The sequence below is a fragment of the Vibrio salinus genome, assembly GCF_021272385.1.
Taxonomy (GTDB): Bacteria; Pseudomonadota; Gammaproteobacteria; order Enterobacterales; family Vibrionaceae; genus Vibrio; species Vibrio salinus.
This window is the reverse complement of sequence record NZ_JAJSDZ010000005.1, coordinates 810,623-826,339: the sequence shown is the minus strand read 5'-3', so window position 1 is coordinate 826,339 and position 15,717 is coordinate 810,623. Positions and strand designations below refer to the sequence as shown.

Here is a 15,717-nt window from a genome sequence, read left to right as displayed (position 1 = left end):
CATGAAAAATACAAAATTAGCCGTTAAAGATTTACATAAAAAATATGGCGAGAATGAAGTAATAAAAGGCATATCACTTCAGGCGAATCCTGGCGATGTTATCAGTATTATCGGTTCATCGGGGTCAGGTAAGAGTACCTTTTTGCGTTGTCTGAACTTTCTGGAAAAACCGTGTGCCGGCGAAATTTTTGTGAATGGAAAGTCAATATCAATGACGCCAGATAAAGATGGCCAATTGAATGTTGTCGATAAAAAAGAACTTCAGTTGTTACGTACGAAGCTGACAATGGTTTTTCAGCATTTTAATTTGTGGGAGCATCTGACGGTCATTGAAAATGTCATGGCTGCACCAATCAATGTTCTTGGTATGAGTAAAGACGAAGCAAAAGAAAAAGCCAGATATTATTTAGATAAAGTGGGTATTGATGAAGAGAATCATGCGAAATATCCATCTCATTTATCGGGCGGTCAGCAACAACGAGTGTCCATTGCCCGTGCGCTTGCGATGGAACCGGAAGTTCTTTTATTTGATGAACCGACGTCGGCATTAGATCCTGAGCTAGTGGGTGAAGTTCTGAAAATCATGCAACAACTGGCCGAAGAAGGTAAAACGATGATCGTGGTAACACATGAAATGGGCTTTGCCAGAAACGTTTCTAATCATGTCGTATTTCTTCATCAGGGAGTGATTGAAGAAGAAGGTCATCCTGATCAGGTTCTGACTAATCCGAAGAGTGAGCGTTTGCAACAGTTTTTGTCTGGCGCGCTTAAATAATATCGATCCCTCTCAAAGGTCCGGTAATGGTAATTATCGGGCTTTTTATCTGAAATGACAGGTAAAATCTGCTCACTGATCTGTTTTCATCGAAATAAAATGAATTAGTTATGATTTTTTCTCATCTCTATTATGAGGATAAATCGATTCTTCCTTCTAATGTAAACCATTACATTAAGCACAATAACTTCTGTCTTGATACCTCTCCGGCTTTTACAACATGTTTGTTTATGGTGGTTCACGATGGCCACGAAGTTTTTCATTTTATCCGGAATCTCGTGTTGTATTGAGTTTTATTAGCCGTTATTTTCAGTTGGATTTCTTATGTCGTCAGTCCTTTCTTTTCCGGCCCATGTGCTAAGAGGCAATGGTTGCCTGGATCAAATTTTTACCATTATTAAGTCGAAACGAATTTGTGTTTTTGGTGGGCATAAGGCTCTTAAGGTCGTTACTCCTTTGCTGACTGAGCTTATGGAAGCAAAGAATGTCGACTGTGAAATCTGTTTTCACTGGTTTGGTGGGGAAGTGTCACCAAATAACATTAATAAGATGTGCCGGCAGGCAAAAGCTTTTAATGCCGATGTGATTTTTGCTGTTGGCGGGGGAAAAGCGATTGATGCAGGAAAAGCGGCAGCGGATAAGACGGGATTGCCGGTCGTGACTATTCCTACGATAGCCGCAACCTGCGCAGCGGTGTCTGCCGTTTCTATTTTGTATGATGAACACGGCCAGTATGATGATATGTTCCATCTGGCAAAAGCGCCGGATGTCGTTGTATTGGATGGTAATATTATTGCCAAAGGCCCGGTGAGATGGCTTGCTGCCGGGCTTGGTGATACTTTAGCAAAGCTGTATGAATACCGGGTTATTTCCGGAGGACACCCGGATCTGAGCCTTAATATGGCTGCTTACGCAAATGGAAAAGTCTGTTTTGATATTATCGAGCGTTTCGGCTCAGAAGCGGTTCAGGAAGTGGCTTTAAGACATCCTGGTAAAGCGCTTGAGCAGGTAATGGATGCTATTTTTACCTTTGCCGGTTTTACTTCAATCATGGGGGTTGGCGATCATGTTGCTGCCGCTCACGCTTTATTTGAAGGATTTACAGTACTGGAAAAAACCAGAAGCTTTGGTCATGGTTTACTGGTGGGTTTTGGAAACTTGTGTCTTTTGGTTCTTGAGGGGCGGGAAGATCATGAAGTCCTTGAAGCCATAAAACTGGCTAAAGCCTGCCAGGTTCCCACATCGCTGGATGAGATTGCTTTTCTTACGAAAGAAGAATTAATGCAGGTTGCCGAAAAAGCTGTGAGAACATCTGACATGGATAATATGCCAACCGTTGTTACTGAGGCAAAACTAATTCATGCGATGCATTATGTTTCTGAATTATCCCGGTCAGCTGCCCCTATGACATCCATTGGATAAATTCGGACAGGGCTGGGCGCGTTTCCATTCCCGGCCTGTGAATCAAATAGTAGCTGGCACCTGTTTTTACCGTTTGTTCTGAAGGGCGTATTAACCGGTTCATTTTCAAATCTTCTTCAACCAATATCGCATCGGCCATCGCAATACCAAATCCCTGAATTGCGGCACTGATTGCCAAATCCATGGTATCGAAATACTGATTCTTTTCCATAGAAACTGCCTGATTGCCCGTATTATCCAACCAGAGCTGCCAGTCTGTCTGATTTTGTGCCGGGTGAAGATACGTCCATTGCTGCCAGTCCAAAAATGTTGCTTTTGAATATAGGTGGCTGGCAATAACCGGAGTGATCGCTTCATCAAACAGCTTAATGCAGTTTGGTTGATTTATCGGTGTCCGAGAATAAATGACGGCAGCATCAAAATTTTCAGCATTAAAATCGACATGATGATCGGTCGTTGTGGTTAATGAAACATTGATACTTGGGTGAGAATCCTGCAGAGCCATTAAATTGGGAACCAGCCAGCGCATTGAACAGGTTGGGGCTTTAAGACGAATATTCCCATGGGTCTCATCATAAGGTTTTGCTATATCGATCAGTGTGTCAAATGACTTTTGTACTTCAGGAAGCAATGCTTCGCCATCCTGAGTTAACGTCAGACCTCTGGCATGACGCTGAAATACCCGGTATCCCAGATAATCTTCCAGAGTGGCTATCTGACGGCTGACCGCACCCTGAGTGACAAACAGCTCTTTTGCTGCATGAGTCAGATTTAAATGTTTTGCGGTTATCACAAAAGTATACAAAGCATTAAATGGAGGCGTTTTTCTGGCCATAATGACAACTTAGGTATGCAATTTACTCATGGCCATTATGACAACAATTCGCTGGTCGTCACAATACTCTTTTCGTTAAATGGAACAACTTTTTGAGTATTTATCCGGGGATAATTGGCCTGAAAAAGGCATCGGGCGATTCTTCGGAGACAAATTGTGACAGTGGGACATTTTTCATGATTCAGACATCCGTTCAGATTCGCTCAAAACTGGCCGATGTGGGCACGACGATTTTTAGCGTTATCGGTCAGCTTTCCGAAAATTACAAAGCCATTAATCTTTCTCAGGGTGCACCCAATTTCCCCTGTGATTCATTGCTGATTAATGAAGTGACCAGAGCAATGAATAACAATCATAATCAGTATTCTGATATGACGGGCTTATTTTCTTTAAAAGATAAAATTTCAGAGAAAATCACCCATCTATATGGTTGTGATTATGATGCTGGCAATGAGATTACGATTACTGCAAGTGCGAGTGAGGCACTCTATGCAACGATTTCTGCCCTTGTTCATCCTGGTGATGAAGTCATTTATTTTGAGCCTTCTTTTGACAGTTATGCTCCTATTGTGCGTCTTCAGGGTGCAACACCTGTTAACATTAAGTTATCCTTGCCTGACTTTTCAGTTAACTGGGAGGAAGTCCGTGCATCGGTAACGACAAAAACCCGCATGATCATTCTGAATACGCCTCATAATCCTTCCGGACAGGTGATGAGCCGGGAAGATTTAAATCAGTTAGCGGTGATTTGCCGGGATACCAATATCGTTATTTTATCGGATGAAGTATATGAGCACATTGTTTTTGATGGATTACGTCATTCCGGAATGGCAACACACAGTGAGTTGTCCGCACGTAGTGTAATCGTCTCTTCATTCGGCAAAACGTTTCATGTAACGGGATGGCGGGTCGGGTATTGCGTGGCACCGGCTGAAATAATGAAAGAGATTTTAAAGGTTCATCAGTTTATGATGTTCTCTGCCGATACACCGATGCAGTATGCGTTTGCTAAGTATATGGATGATCCTCTGAAGTATTTGTATCTGTCGGACTTTTATCAGGCTAAACGGGATTTATTAGTCAGTGAATTAAAAAATGGACCGTTCCGGCTTTTGCCATCTCATGGGTCATTTTTTGTCTTAGCTGATTTTTCACATTTAACCGATGAAAGTGACGTTCAGGTTGTGACTCGTTTAATCAAAGAGTTTGGGGTTGCGACAATACCATTATCGGCATTTTACAGCGATGGGACAGATAATGGATTCATCAGGCTTTCTTTTGCTAAAGATGATGAAACTATTATTGCCGGAGCCAGAGCATTAAATCAGTTTGCCTAACTCAATATAACAGGAAGCATTATGAAAGTTGCAGCAATTCAGATGAACAGTGGGGATGTGGTTGAAAATAATGTGTCTCTGGCATCTTCGTTAATCAGAGATGCTGTCAGTCAGGGATGCGAATTTGTTGTGCTTCCTGAATATTTTTGTCTGATGGGTGTCTCTGATCAGACACGGCTGGCATTAGGTGAAGCATTCGGAAACGGACCTGTGCAGACAGCGATGTCCGTATTGGCAAAAGAGTGTGGTGTGTGGATTGCGGCCGGTACTATCCCGATTTTATCCGGTGTGCCGGATAAAGTTCTGAACAGCCAGTTACTCTTTGACCCGGATGGAAATTGTGTGAACCGTTATGACAAAGTGCATTTATTTAATTTTGATAATGGGGAAGAATCCTACCGGGAAGCGGATGTTTTAACGGCTGGGAAAGACATCCGGCAATTTGAACTTGCTCAGGCGACAGTCCGGCCTTCAATCTGTTATGACCTGAGATTCCCTGAATTTTATCGGTATAACTGCGGTTACGAAATCCTGACTGTCTCGGCGGCATTTACTTATACAACCGGGCAGGCTCACTGGGAAGTTTTACTTCGTTCCCGGGCCATCGAAAATCAGTGCTATGTGATTGCATCCGCACAAACAGGGATTCACCCTAATGGTCGAAAAACATTTGGTCATTCAATGATTATTGATCCCTGGGGTAACATTCTTGCACTGCAGGAAGAGGACAATGGTGTAGTGATAGCCGATATGGACATTCCGGCATTACAACGCATTCGCCAACAGTTACCCGCGTTACAAAATCGTGTTTTTTATTAGAATTAAGGAAATCTGAATGAAAAAAATACATTTCTTATTTGCGACTTTAGGTCTTTTGGCCTCGGCTTCTTCCTGGGCTATCAGTGTTATTCACTATGGGCTGGAAGCTGAATATCCACCATTTGAAAGCAAAAATGCCCAGGGTGAGCTGGTGGGGTTTGATATTGAATTAGGGAAGGCAATCTGTGAAAAAATGCAGGCTAAGTGTACCTGGACAGAAGGCAGTTTTGATACGCTTATTCCGGCACTGAACACGAAAAAATTTGATGTTATTAATTCGGCAATGAATATTACCGAAAAACGAATGAAAGCCATTGACTTCACAAATCCAATTTACCGTATACCAACTCAACTTATCGCACGTGAAGGTCAGGGGCTGGCACCAACAGCAGAGGCGTTACGTGGAAAAAATATTGGTGTGCTTCAGGGATCAATTCAGGAAGTGTATGCCAAGGCTCACTGGCAACCAAAAGGTGTAACCATTACATCCTATAAAGATCAGAATATGGTTTATTCCGATATGGTCATGGGGCGGATCGATGGCACACTGGTAATGGCTGCGGCGGGTCAGTCTGGTTTCCTTAATACGCCTGCTGGTAAAGGCTATGCTTTTGTCGGTAAGCCAGTGAGCGATCCGAAGATCCTTGGCAGCGGTATAGGGTTTGGTTTGCGTAAAGGCGATACTGAATTAAAAGATGCATTGAATAAAGCCATTGCTGAGGTTCAGTCTGATGGTACCTTGGAGCGTTTAGCGCAAAAATTCTTTACCGGATTTGATGTTTCAGTGAACTAAGTCTATTAACATTTAACGTGTCTGTTTCGTAGTTTTGTGTATTACCGGACACAGGTAAAAGTTACATTATTCGCTTATTTTGTTCTGACAGGCCATAATTTTTGTTATGGCCTGATTTTATCAGAGCAGATTCAAACCTTTTCGTCATATTTCCCCCAGATTGTCGAGTGTTTTTTGATCAGGTTAACAAAAAAATAGCAAGCAAAAATTGTCTTTTTCATAAATGAGACTTATAGTTTTGATAAGGTGTGCCTATATAATGTGCTTATAACTTACATTATTATCAATAGCGTTTGTAAAGTGGAGTAAATCATGGCTAAGCAGGATGGTATACAACAACGTCAGTATTTTCGTTTACGCTACCCGGAAAGTGCCCGGCCTATGATCCGTGTTCAGGGAAAAATATTTTCAGTAAGTGAGACTTCTGAAAAAGGCTTAAGAGTTAAGATGGGCCACGTGGCCAGCCTTTATTGTGGACTGAAAATGAAAGCCGTAGTCTCTTTGCATGACGATGTTGATGTTATTGTTGAAGGTTCAATTTTGCGTTTTGATGATAATAATGAAGTCGTGATAAAGCTGGTTAAGGGGTTAAGTTTTAAAAATATGGTATCGGAACAGCGTTATGTCCGACAGAGGTTTTCGGAGGCTAAAGTACGCAACCCGAGACAAAATCTGAGTTATGCTCCTTAACTGTTTTTCTTTTTCAGATAAGACATTTCTATTTGAGTGACCACAGTAAGATATTATCTATTTTTCCGATCTGCTATTCGCAATAGTACTGACTTGTTTTTCTCGTCAACAAAAGGGATTACATTCCTGAAAAAAAGGTCAAGAACTTTTCGCCATCTGAAATCAATTCCCTATTCCAAAAAACAAAGAATTTTTTTGTTTCGCGCTTTTTCGCCTATATAGTGCGCTGTAATGAAAAGATTCTGTGAAATCATAAAATTTAAACAGTGCCAGAGTAGTATCGGCACGGAACTAATTAGTGATTTAGTGTATCTTAGGTAAGTTCTAATAAAAAAATCTTCTTTAATAATTCGGAGAAATTATGAAAAAAAGCGTCATTGGCGGGGTCGCGGCGGCTGTTGTTATTGGTGGTGTTTTTGCTGTGAACAGCACGATGAACAGCAAGGCACAGAATGCGGTTAACAAGTTTATTGTTAATGCAAATCAAGAAAGTCAGTATGGGAAGATAACCGTTGATAACATTCAGTGCAGTGTGCTTTTTTCTGACAGTTGTATTTTTAACGGATTCAAATTTGAGAATCAGGGAAATCCGGAGCAATCCTTCAAGGCGAAATCGATAAGTATTTCCGGTATTAAGTCGTTTATTGGCAGGGAAGCAACACACCAGTCAGTTCTTCCTGTTGGTAAAACTCAGGTTGATATGAAAGTAGAAGGGATTCGTTCTCTGGATAACCAGACATTGAGTGACCTTATTGCAACCGAGAGTCCGAAATTTTATTCAGCACTGACCGATGAAATAAAAAAAGCGTTGAAAGACAATGATTTCTTCATTGAAGCCAATGTTAAAAATGACGTTTCTTCTGCCAGCATTACTTCTGATGATAAAGTTTCCCTGAAATTTAACCACTTGCCTTTATCGTTAACGACTCAAATAAAATACACGTATACGGGGGATCAGTCTGTGTTAAGAGATCCCCAATCGGCCGTGCATAATCAGGGTAATATATTTGGCATTCTGGGCAGTTTGGTTGTGAATCACGTATCTGTATCGGTGGAGCAGGGTAAATATATGTTTACCGATGTTTTGCACGGTTTCTACAGCGATTACATCGACAAATGTGCAGAAAAAGAAGTGTGTATTCAACGGAGTAATGCCTCGCTTCCTGAACCTTATAATAATCAGGATAAACAACTGACTAAAGATGAGTTTGAACAGGCATTGGTCAAAGTGGTTGATTCCAGACAGGGAGAGATTTATCAACAGATTGAGCGGACATCGGGACGTTCGTTCTTTACAGAGGATGAAATCCACCAAATTGCTGACTTTGTGGTGAAAGGAGACCGGACAATGAAAATAAAATTGGTTAATAAACACAACGCGCCGGTACTGGGGTTTGCCGATGTGATAGGCCGTGGTATGCATGCCATCAGAAATAAAGTGGATGTTGAAATACAATAAATAGCTTCGTTTGCATTTGACATTAGTGCATTCAATTTTATTTATACAGGAGCACCCTACAGGTGCTCTTTTCATTTCCGTCTCGTTTACGACTGAATCTGACGCTGGGGATGCTTGAAATCGGTTAATTCACGTTCACTTGATTTAGATCAGGTTAAAAATGAGTCTAATTGTATGGTCTGTACTACTATAAAAACTCAGATAGCCACTTAATGGATTCAATGGTTAAATGTTTCAGGTGGTTAATTGGGTGAGTTTAGTAGGGTATGAGCGACGGTTATTCTGTTTTAAAACTTTGAGATGTATATAGAAATAGGTGGATACATGGACTGTTTGCCTAACCGCTGTCTAGAAATAGTCAGCGGTTTTTTTATTTGAACAGGAGGACGATTTATAAAATATTAATTACGCTTGTCAAGCTACTTTAAACTGGTCAACCATCTGATTTAAACGTTCTGCCAGTTTTGCAATTTCAGCTGTTGAGTTTTGGGTTTGAGCTGAGGCATTGGCGTTTTCCCCAGCGATAAATTTAACATTCATAATATTCTTATTGATCGTTTCCGCTACGGAGCTTTGTTGTTCGGAAGCACTGGCGATTTGAACGTTCATATCATTAATGATCCGGATGGTACCATTAATAGCTTTGAGTGCCCCCTCTGTTTTTCCTGACTGAGCAACACAAGTGTCTGCGAGGGCTTTCCCTTTTGCCATGACTTCTACGGTATTCTTTGTGCTGGCCTGAAGCTGTTCAATGATGTTCTGAATTTCGTCCGTTGACCCTTGTGTTCTGGATGCCAATAGTCGGACTTCATCGGCGACTACTGCAAATCCACGGCCATGTTCACCAGCTCTGGCGGCTTCTATTGCCGCATTTAGTGCTAATAAATTCGTCCGTTCAGCAATATCCCGTATAACTTCCAGAATTTTATTAATGTCGGTAACTTCCTGCTGAACTTCGCCGAGTTTATCGGAAGAATTATTGACACTGTCGGATAATGAATTGATCGCAGTAATGGTTTGTTCGACAACCTGAGCGCCTGTGTTGGCTTCAGTATCTGCCTGATTGGCAGCTTCCGAAGCTTTGGCGGCATTGTCTGCAACGTTATGAATTGTCGCTGCCATTTGATTAATGGCGGTGGCGACCATTTCTGTTTCTGTTTCCTGCTGGCTTATTCCTCTGGCACTTTGCTCTGTTACTTCAGCCAATTCTTCAGAGGCAGATGCTAACTGGTGACTGGCACTGGAAATGGTTGACATCATTTCTTTCAGGTAGTTTGCGGTTTCCTGTACCGCATCAAGCAATTTACCGGTCTCATCTTTGCCTGTATTTCCCACTTTAACAGTCAGATCTCCGTGAGCGAGCTGGTGCGCTGCATCTACGGCTTTATGAATTGGTTTTGTGATTGCCGTTGTTATTAAATAAGCGGCGACAATGCCGATAATGATAGCGATAAATGACAAAGTCACCACAAAGTGAAAACGATGATCTATGTTGCTATCCAGTTCAGGGCCTAATGTATCCTGAGTTTTTATTATTTCTGTTTTTAGTGTTTGAATCTGATGACTGATTTCCGGTCCGATTTTATTCAAACTGTTTTTAACCACATCGTCGCGTTTCAGTATCAGCTTGTGAATTTTATCTACGTTTTCCATGTAGATTTTATGTTTTTCTACAACCTGAGCTAGCATTTTTTTCTGAATACCGGTGTTTAATAAAGGCGTGAGTCCGTTGATTTCCGTATTGACATCAGAGCCCATATAAACAAGAGAAATCCGGTAGTCTTTTTCACTGCTCGATTGCAGAAAACGACCGATGTAAATACGGCCGTTTAGTATTTTGTCTTTGAGTTGCATGGCATGAATGGTGATCTGGGGATCGTTCCATCCGTCAGAAAAGTCAACAAAGTCATTAACATTGGCTGTCAGATCTTTCTCAATATGAGCCAGTTTTTTATCGAGAATTAGGTTTTGTTCTTTGATCAGGTGGACGGTATCACCAAAGGTCGTATCGTAATGCTTTAACTCTGAGTTCATTTTTGACAGTATTGATAACTGTTTTGAATCGGTTATCACATTTTTTAATTGTTGCCAGTCTTGCTTTACCCGGGCAAGAAAATGTTGATATTGAGTGAGGTTATTTTCACTTCTGGTCAACAGATAATTTTTAGCGTCCATCCGGACCTGAAGCATGTTAGTTTGCAGATCACCAATTAAGTTGGAGTGCTGGGCTAATTTCCGGTAAGTTTTTATTCCTTCTTCGGCTGTATTAAATGAGAGCGCACTTACCAGCAAGGTGATGGACAGCAGGATCAGAACCGTGCCGAATCCGCCACCAATCTTCATACTTACTTTTAAATTTTTAAACATTCTACACCTGAGTTTTCTACCAGTGAAAGACAAAAAGAACGCCAATAAACGGTTTATTATTAGAATTTGTATGTATCACTTTGATGCAGAGGTTTTTATAAAGTAGTCATGCTTGCAGGTATTAAGAATGACAGATTTGGTTTGTATCTTCAGGCTATTGAATAATAAAACTTTTCTTGCACCAAAGTATAAAACTGTAATTATTTTTCTTTCCGGGTCAGACTTAAAATATATTTATTATCTATATCTAAGTACATAATAAATATCTTATTCTTATGCTTTAGTTGTCCGGTTGAATAAACAGGTTATGCTTACTTAATTACAAAATTATTACTAAATATGAAGGAAATAGGTCATGAGTGAGTATCATCAATATCGCCCGGCGTTTAACGACGGGCTTAAACGATCTTGGGGTTGACGGGAAACGTATCCATAAACCGGATTAATTCTGTAATGCGAGTTGCCAGTAACCAACGGAAATATCACGATTGAATTTAAAACCGATGTTACTGAATTCACCAACCTGACGAAATCCCAGACTTTCGTGCAGTTTTACACTGGCCGGATTCGGTTTGGTGATAACGCTGATGATGTTTTTGATACCTTGTTCTTTCAGGAGCTCTATCAGTGTTGTATAGAGCGAGCGTCCCAGACCTTTTCCGTGAGTGTCCGGAGAGAGATAAATGGTTGGTTCAACGGTATACCGGTAAGCGGAGCGGGTATGCCATGGGCTGGCATAGGCATAACCTTTTACTTCACCTTCAGATTCGACAACTAACCATGGCAGATCGGCCTTTTCGAGCTTTTTGACACGCTTAGATATGATGTCCGAAGTGATGGGGTCTTCTTCAAAAGTGAAGACCGTATTTTCAATGTAGTGATTATAGATTTTAACAATGGTATCAATGTCACTGTCATTAATTTTCCGTATTAGCATTCGTCTTCCTTAACAATGATTGCTATGAGAATGTAGATAATAAGTATTTGCAGTTTATCAAAGTGTCAAAACCGGCGCTATGGCGAACATTTGAGATGATTGTGAAATGTAAACAAGAGAGTTTGTCCGTTCAAAACATCACCATGATAAAGTGCTGTTTGAATATCGCTGTGGGTTAAATATAATCAAGGGTCTTTCAACGTCCTTAAAAGAACGAGATAAAGCGTGTCAGAGCAGAATTTTAAACAAAGTGTTGCAGCCCGTCTCAAATCAATACGAAGTGAGAGAAATCTCAGCCTTGATGCTGTTGCGAAATTAACAGGTGTATCCAAAGCGATGTTAGGACAAATAGAGAGAGGGGAATCGAGTCCGACAATTGCTAAATTATGGCAAATTGTTTCCGGGCTTGAGACCTCTTTCTCTGCGTTCTTTGAACAGGACCAGAAGCCGGGTGCTGAACTGGATTTTCCTAATGATCCACACATGAAAGTGATTTCAATCTTTCCATATAATAAAAGTGTTAATTTTGAAATGCATAAAGTTACGTTAACGTCTCACCACTGTCAGAAATCACAGCCGCATGCTCATGGAGTAATAGAAAGTGTCATCGTTCTGGAAGGGGACATGGAAGTTTTAGTCAATGGAACGTGGCATCTTGTTGAATGTGGCGGTAAGTTTCGGTTCCATGCTGATCAACCTCACGGATACAGGGCTGTCACAGAGAAGGCTGTTTTTCAGAATATCGTCAGCTACTAGGGTCTGTTGACCTTTGATGGTTGATTTTTGTTCACTCTGAACGGGTGTTGATCGCGGCGCAGGGCATGTAGCTTAGTCATTCTAAGCAAATGACCTGCAACAAAGAGCAAAGCCAGTTCAGATGAACCCTTCGGGCAGCGTTTGATGGTGATTTATTCAGCGTTGGGTCATGACTCATGTAGATGACTACACTTCACATGCCCCGCCTTGCCTAAATCACCATCAACTCGCTGCAAAAACCATCACCAAAGATCAACAGACCCTAATAACGTTTAATCGAATGTTTATAAACTTAAAGCCATTTACTGTGTACCAATACTCGCATCACCGGCAGGACTATGATCCAACTTGTGTCGGGTTACGGACTCAGATTAAAGATAAGTTACTTACGGGTGATGAAGGAATGAAATCAGAGAATGCATCCCATCATCTTTGCTCCATCACCATATGTAGGAGAGACATTCTTATTAGTAATTTCGGTAAAGCCCATCTTTTTCCAAAATAATGAAGAATCCTGAACAGCAACAAGCCTGATTTGTTCAAATTTAAGTTCTACTGCAACGTTTAATAAATGGCTGACCATTTGAGCGCCGATGCCTTTCCCCGATATTTGATTTGAAATGGCTAAGTCATGTAAAAACAATATAGAGCCTGATATATCAGATTCTTCCGGTAAAGGCTGGAATAATTCGGGAGGGGTTTCCTTATTCCAGGAGTGTGCCAATAAATATCCTAAGACATCATCATCTTCCTGATAGACAAAACAGCAATCTGGTGATTGATACCATTTGCTTTTCAGTACATCATTACTTTCTGGTTCTATCTGTAAATAAACTTCAGACTGAACCTTGAGTATGCCGGGCCATGTTGTTTCATTCACTAATTTTACTGGCATTTTTATCCTTCAAATGACTACTGATTGAGATTTCTTACCACTCCATTAATGGCATAATGGATTAACAGATAAATTTGGTCAACAAAGAGACGCTATTCTATAGGCCAGAAAGAGGGTGAAATGTTTCGGTCAGGACAGATTGAAAAGAAGTTAGCTTCGGTTTGTGAGACACTTTCTGATCATTGGCTCTTTTCAACGGGTTACAATGATGGTAGAACGAATTTTAATTATAGTCGTCTTAGCACAAGGATCGTGTAATGACAGATAAGTACTTCCCTATTTTTGGCAACGCTCACCCTAAAGAACACTGGGTTCCAATCGATCTTTCCGAGAGCAACCCTAACCTGAATTTTGACAGAACTTGTGAGCCAGATTATCTGGACAATTTTGTTTGCTCACATTTCAACGAATCCTGTACCGTTGCAATTGGTGGTTATCGGGAAAAAAGAGCAACCTACCGTAATGCATCCCACTTTTCGGCACTTCCGGCATCTGAGGTAAGGGATCGCCATCTTGGTATTGATCTTTGGGTAGCAGCAGGTACACCTGTTTATGCACCACTTGAAGGTGTTGTCCATAGTTTTGCTTTCAATGACCTACCCTTCGATTATGGTCCGACAATCATTCTAAAACACACCGTTGATGACAATGAATTTTACTCGCTCTATGGTCATTTATCGCTTGATTCACTAGAAGGGTTACAAGAAGGTCAGGTTATCTTTCGGGGACAGGAATTTGCTCGCATTGGCGACAGAACAGTAAATGGAGGCTGGCCTCCTCATCTGCACATTCAGGTCATACGTGATATGTATGGGTTGAAGGGCGATTTCTATGGTGCTGCCAGCGAAAAGGAACAGGTGAAACTGTTTTCCAATTGCCCGGATCCTTCATTTCTACTGGGCTTGTAGTAACAATTGTTTTTTGATGAACTACATGAATAGAGTAATAAGTAGTTGTATTTCTATCAGTGTTCCTAAAATTGCTGGATTTTGCAAATCTAATTTGGTCTTTAAAATACCTTATTGGAATGTAACTTATTGATTTTATTTTATCTTAGGCAAGAAAAAAGACGCCCTAGGACGTCTTTAAACTTAGAATTGGTGGGCTGGGGGCATCTGAATTGGAGTTTTAATTCTATGAAAATTATAAATAAACTATAATTCAGGTAACCATCTTGGTACTAATATTGGTACTAAAAAACACCGCTAGGCGATTTTAAGAAAATTTTATTTATGTGAAATTGGTCGCCAAGAAGGTTAAAAGCCGGACGATTAATCCTAAAGAATAATGGTCCGGCTTTTCCCACCCCTTGCCCTTGATGCTTACTGTTTGTTCGATTACTTGAGTGGTCCCTTTCATCTAGCCAGTGGCGAACAGATAAGCTCCGAAGTTTGTGTGGTCACGAGTCCGAGACATAATTGATTAGGTCTGAGGACTGGTGTCATCATATAAAGATGAAAACACATACACTAAGCCGGTTTTTTCAGCTCAAATTTGGAGATAATTCTCCTATGATGGGTTAAAAATTATTATGCCCGAATTAAGTTGTGAGTCAATGTAAGCTAAGTTAACGAGATTTGTGGAAGTTCTTTTATATCTAATGGTTTATATCCATTTTTTAGCAACCTCTGACGAACATTAAATTTTAAATTAATTCCTTCAGTGGGCTCGATGTCTGGGCATAGTTGCTTCTGTTCTAGCTTATCTGCAAATTCATCAACTTGGTTGAGTAGTTCACCTAAAGATAATTTGTTGTAGTTTGCTATCACAATCCACATTGCATCTTCGATGTTACTGTGGGCTAATTCGCTAATGTTACGGAAATGATACTGATTGTTAGTCTGTATTTTTTGTAATCCTCTGCGAACTTGAACAATTAGTTGAAAACTATTATCCATACATAAGATGATTATGCGAAATAGAGAAATATTGGAAGGTCTTCCATTTACAAAAATGTTTTTAACCAGTGTTTGACTGAGTAATCTTTCGCCTGATGCCATGAAAAATTTTGGGGAATGTTCCAGTTCTCTTTCTGATTTCTCATCAAATATATAAAATAGATGTTCGGTTTGACGTTTAAGAAGATGTCCAAATTCTTTGATAAGGTGGGCCATTTGGGTCTCTTTAGCTAAAGATTCCCCATGTCTCCATTTGCTAACTTGAGCTATTGAATTTTTACTTATTCTTGAGACATTAGCAATATCTTTATTAGTGTACCCGTTTTCAATTGCTATATTTACTAGTCGCTTAGTGAACGGATATTTTTTTTCTTCTTTATTCATAAAGTTTATGTTTTTTTTAAATGATGGTGGGGAAGAATTATTCCACCATCATATATCTTTTTAGTCATCACCTAAATAATCATCATTATTGGGATTATGACCATCGGCCCAATCATCCATATCTGCATCATTATTGGGATTGTTAATATCAGACCAAAGGTCTAGTTCATCTTGGCTCATTTCTGAAGGGTTCATAGAGTTCTCCTATTTGTTCTTGCCGTTGTATTTAGGACTTTTTGGATTGAGTTGTTCACTGCGGTTATCCAATACTTTTTGATATGTTTTATTAGTTCCTGATGTGCCTTTGTTGTCGTTTGATTGATCTGCTTTGTGATTGTTGTTAGCCATGT

General features: G+C 40.4%; 16 protein-coding genes. 9 read left to right on the top strand and 7 right to left on the bottom strand.

Features of this window, described 5'->3' with window-relative positions:
• Nucleotide 1: 1 nt before the first annotated feature.
• Together hisP and LRQ06_RS03970 are read left to right on the top strand one after the other, a co-directional pair.
• Nucleotides 2-775: a histidine ABC transporter ATP-binding protein HisP gene (gene hisP / locus LRQ06_RS03975; protein WP_232765140.1), complete on the top strand. Its 774-nt coding sequence runs from the start codon at nucleotides 2-4 to the stop codon at nucleotides 773-775.
• A gap of 324 nt (nucleotides 776-1,099) precedes the next feature.
• Nucleotides 1,100-2,197, top strand: a complete 1,098-nt coding sequence (locus tag LRQ06_RS03970; RefSeq protein ID WP_232765139.1) for an iron-containing alcohol dehydrogenase family protein — start codon at nucleotides 1,100-1,102, stop codon at nucleotides 2,195-2,197.
• Here the strand turns inward: LRQ06_RS03970 and LRQ06_RS03965 are convergent.
• A complete protein-coding gene (locus tag LRQ06_RS03965) occupies nucleotides 2,178-3,032 on the bottom strand; it encodes a LysR substrate-binding domain-containing protein (protein WP_232765138.1) in 855 nt (284 codons plus the stop codon). The two genes, LRQ06_RS03970 and LRQ06_RS03965, sit on opposite strands and share 20 nt — an antisense overlap.
• Nucleotides 3,033-3,208: 176 nt before the next feature.
• On the opposite strand from LRQ06_RS03965, the gene LRQ06_RS03960 reads away from it, so the two are divergent.
• The 5 genes from LRQ06_RS03960 to LRQ06_RS03940 all read left to right on the top strand — a co-directional run bounded on the left by LRQ06_RS03960 (nucleotide 3,209) and on the right by LRQ06_RS03940 (nucleotide 8,130).
• Nucleotides 3,209-4,369: a methionine aminotransferase gene (locus tag LRQ06_RS03960; protein ID WP_232765137.1), complete on the top strand. Its 1,161-nt coding sequence runs from the start codon at nucleotides 3,209-3,211 to the stop codon at nucleotides 4,367-4,369.
• Between the two features lie 21 nt (nucleotides 4,370-4,390).
• The gene (locus LRQ06_RS03955; protein ID WP_232765136.1) at nucleotides 4,391-5,188 is read left to right on the top strand and encodes a carbon-nitrogen hydrolase family protein; all 798 of its coding nucleotides are present in this window, start codon (nucleotides 4,391-4,393) and stop codon (nucleotides 5,186-5,188) included.
• Between the two features lie 16 nt (nucleotides 5,189-5,204).
• A complete protein-coding gene (locus LRQ06_RS03950) occupies nucleotides 5,205-5,981 on the top strand; it encodes an ABC transporter substrate-binding protein (RefSeq protein ID WP_232765135.1) in 777 nt (258 codons plus the stop codon).
• A gap of 312 nt (nucleotides 5,982-6,293) precedes the next feature.
• Nucleotides 6,294-6,671, top strand: coding sequence for a PilZ domain-containing protein (locus LRQ06_RS03945; protein ID WP_232765134.1), 378 nt, complete (start codon nucleotides 6,294-6,296; stop codon nucleotides 6,669-6,671).
• A 361-nt stretch (nucleotides 6,672-7,032) separates the two neighbouring features.
• The gene (locus LRQ06_RS03940; RefSeq protein ID WP_232765133.1) at nucleotides 7,033-8,130 is read left to right on the top strand and encodes a hypothetical protein; all 1,098 of its coding nucleotides are present in this window, start codon (nucleotides 7,033-7,035) and stop codon (nucleotides 8,128-8,130) included.
• Nucleotides 8,131-8,544: 414 nt separating this feature from the next.
• Here the strand turns inward: LRQ06_RS03940 and LRQ06_RS03935 are convergent, their stop codons facing one another.
• Nucleotides 8,545-10,497: a HAMP domain-containing methyl-accepting chemotaxis protein gene (locus tag LRQ06_RS03935; protein WP_232765132.1), complete on the bottom strand. Its 1,953-nt coding sequence runs from the start codon at nucleotides 10,495-10,497 to the stop codon at nucleotides 8,545-8,547.
• 442 nt (nucleotides 10,498-10,939) lie between these two features.
• Nucleotides 10,940-11,434, bottom strand: a complete 495-nt coding sequence (locus LRQ06_RS03930; RefSeq protein ID WP_232765131.1) for a GNAT family N-acetyltransferase — start codon at nucleotides 11,432-11,434, stop codon at nucleotides 10,940-10,942.
• 225 nt (nucleotides 11,435-11,659) lie between these two features.
• Here LRQ06_RS03930 and LRQ06_RS03925 point away from each other — a divergent pair, with 225 nt between their 5' ends.
• Entirely contained in the window at nucleotides 11,660-12,190 is a 531-nt protein-coding gene (locus LRQ06_RS03925) for a helix-turn-helix domain-containing protein (protein ID WP_232765130.1), read from the top strand.
• Between the two features lie 409 nt (nucleotides 12,191-12,599).
• On the opposite strand, the gene LRQ06_RS03920 is transcribed toward LRQ06_RS03925, so the two are convergent.
• A complete protein-coding gene (locus LRQ06_RS03920) occupies nucleotides 12,600-13,085 on the bottom strand; it encodes a GNAT family N-acetyltransferase (RefSeq protein ID WP_232765129.1) in 486 nt (161 codons plus the stop codon).
• 257 nt (nucleotides 13,086-13,342) lie between these two features.
• Here LRQ06_RS03920 and LRQ06_RS03915 point away from each other — a divergent pair, with 257 nt between their 5' ends.
• Nucleotides 13,343-13,993, top strand: a complete 651-nt coding sequence (locus tag LRQ06_RS03915; RefSeq protein ID WP_232765128.1) for a peptidoglycan DD-metalloendopeptidase family protein — start codon at nucleotides 13,343-13,345, stop codon at nucleotides 13,991-13,993.
• A 654-nt stretch (nucleotides 13,994-14,647) separates the two neighbouring features.
• On the opposite strand, the gene LRQ06_RS03910 is transcribed toward LRQ06_RS03915, so the two are convergent.
• From LRQ06_RS03910 to LRQ06_RS03905, 3 genes are read right to left on the bottom strand one after another with little or no spacing between them, the layout of a single operon-like run.
• Complete coding sequence (locus LRQ06_RS03910; protein WP_232765127.1) at nucleotides 14,648-15,367, bottom strand: hypothetical protein; 720 nt, start codon at nucleotides 15,365-15,367, stop codon at nucleotides 14,648-14,650.
• A gap of 60 nt (nucleotides 15,368-15,427) precedes the next feature.
• Nucleotides 15,428-15,562, bottom strand: coding sequence for a hypothetical protein (locus LRQ06_RS21015; protein WP_257794080.1), 135 nt, complete (start codon nucleotides 15,560-15,562; stop codon nucleotides 15,428-15,430).
• 9 nt (nucleotides 15,563-15,571) lie between these two features.
• Complete coding sequence (locus tag LRQ06_RS03905) at nucleotides 15,572-15,715, bottom strand: alpha-amylase (protein ID WP_232765126.1); 144 nt, start codon at nucleotides 15,713-15,715, stop codon at nucleotides 15,572-15,574.
• Between the last annotated feature and the right edge of the window lie 2 nt (nucleotides 15,716-15,717).

What these genes read in the sequence shown, in the direction of transcription:
- hisP (WP_232765140.1), top strand. Translation starts at nt 2, where the DNA reads ATGAAAAATACAAAATTAGCCGTTAAAGATTTACATAAAAAATATGGC.
- LRQ06_RS03970 (WP_232765139.1), top strand. Translation starts at nt 1,100, where the DNA reads ATGTCGTCAGTCCTTTCTTTTCCGGCCCATGTGCTAAGAGGCAATGGT.
- LRQ06_RS03965 (WP_232765138.1), bottom strand. Translation starts at nt 3,032, where the DNA reads ATGGCCAGAAAAACGCCTCCATTTAATGCTTTGTATACTTTTGTGATA.
- LRQ06_RS03960 (WP_232765137.1), top strand. Translation starts at nt 3,209, where the DNA reads ATGATTCAGACATCCGTTCAGATTCGCTCAAAACTGGCCGATGTGGGC.
- LRQ06_RS03955 (WP_232765136.1), top strand. Translation starts at nt 4,391, where the DNA reads ATGAAAGTTGCAGCAATTCAGATGAACAGTGGGGATGTGGTTGAAAAT.
- LRQ06_RS03950 (WP_232765135.1), top strand. Translation starts at nt 5,205, where the DNA reads ATGAAAAAAATACATTTCTTATTTGCGACTTTAGGTCTTTTGGCCTCG.
- LRQ06_RS03945 (WP_232765134.1), top strand. Translation starts at nt 6,294, where the DNA reads ATGGCTAAGCAGGATGGTATACAACAACGTCAGTATTTTCGTTTACGC.
- LRQ06_RS03940 (WP_232765133.1), top strand. Translation starts at nt 7,033, where the DNA reads ATGAAAAAAAGCGTCATTGGCGGGGTCGCGGCGGCTGTTGTTATTGGT.
- LRQ06_RS03935 (WP_232765132.1), bottom strand. Translation starts at nt 10,497, where the DNA reads ATGTTTAAAAATTTAAAAGTAAGTATGAAGATTGGTGGCGGATTCGGC.
- LRQ06_RS03930 (WP_232765131.1), bottom strand. Translation starts at nt 11,434, where the DNA reads ATGCTAATACGGAAAATTAATGACAGTGACATTGATACCATTGTTAAA.
- LRQ06_RS03920 (WP_232765129.1), bottom strand. Translation starts at nt 13,085, where the DNA reads ATGCCAGTAAAATTAGTGAATGAAACAACATGGCCCGGCATACTCAAG.
- LRQ06_RS03915 (WP_232765128.1), top strand. Translation starts at nt 13,343, where the DNA reads ATGACAGATAAGTACTTCCCTATTTTTGGCAACGCTCACCCTAAAGAA.
- LRQ06_RS03910 (WP_232765127.1), bottom strand. Translation starts at nt 15,367, where the DNA reads ATGAATAAAGAAGAAAAAAAATATCCGTTCACTAAGCGACTAGTAAAT.
- LRQ06_RS21015 (WP_257794080.1), bottom strand. Translation starts at nt 15,562, where the DNA reads ATGAACCCTTCAGAAATGAGCCAAGATGAACTAGACCTTTGGTCTGAT.
- LRQ06_RS03905 (WP_232765126.1), bottom strand. Translation starts at nt 15,715, where the DNA reads ATGGCTAACAACAATCACAAAGCAGATCAATCAAACGACAACAAAGGC.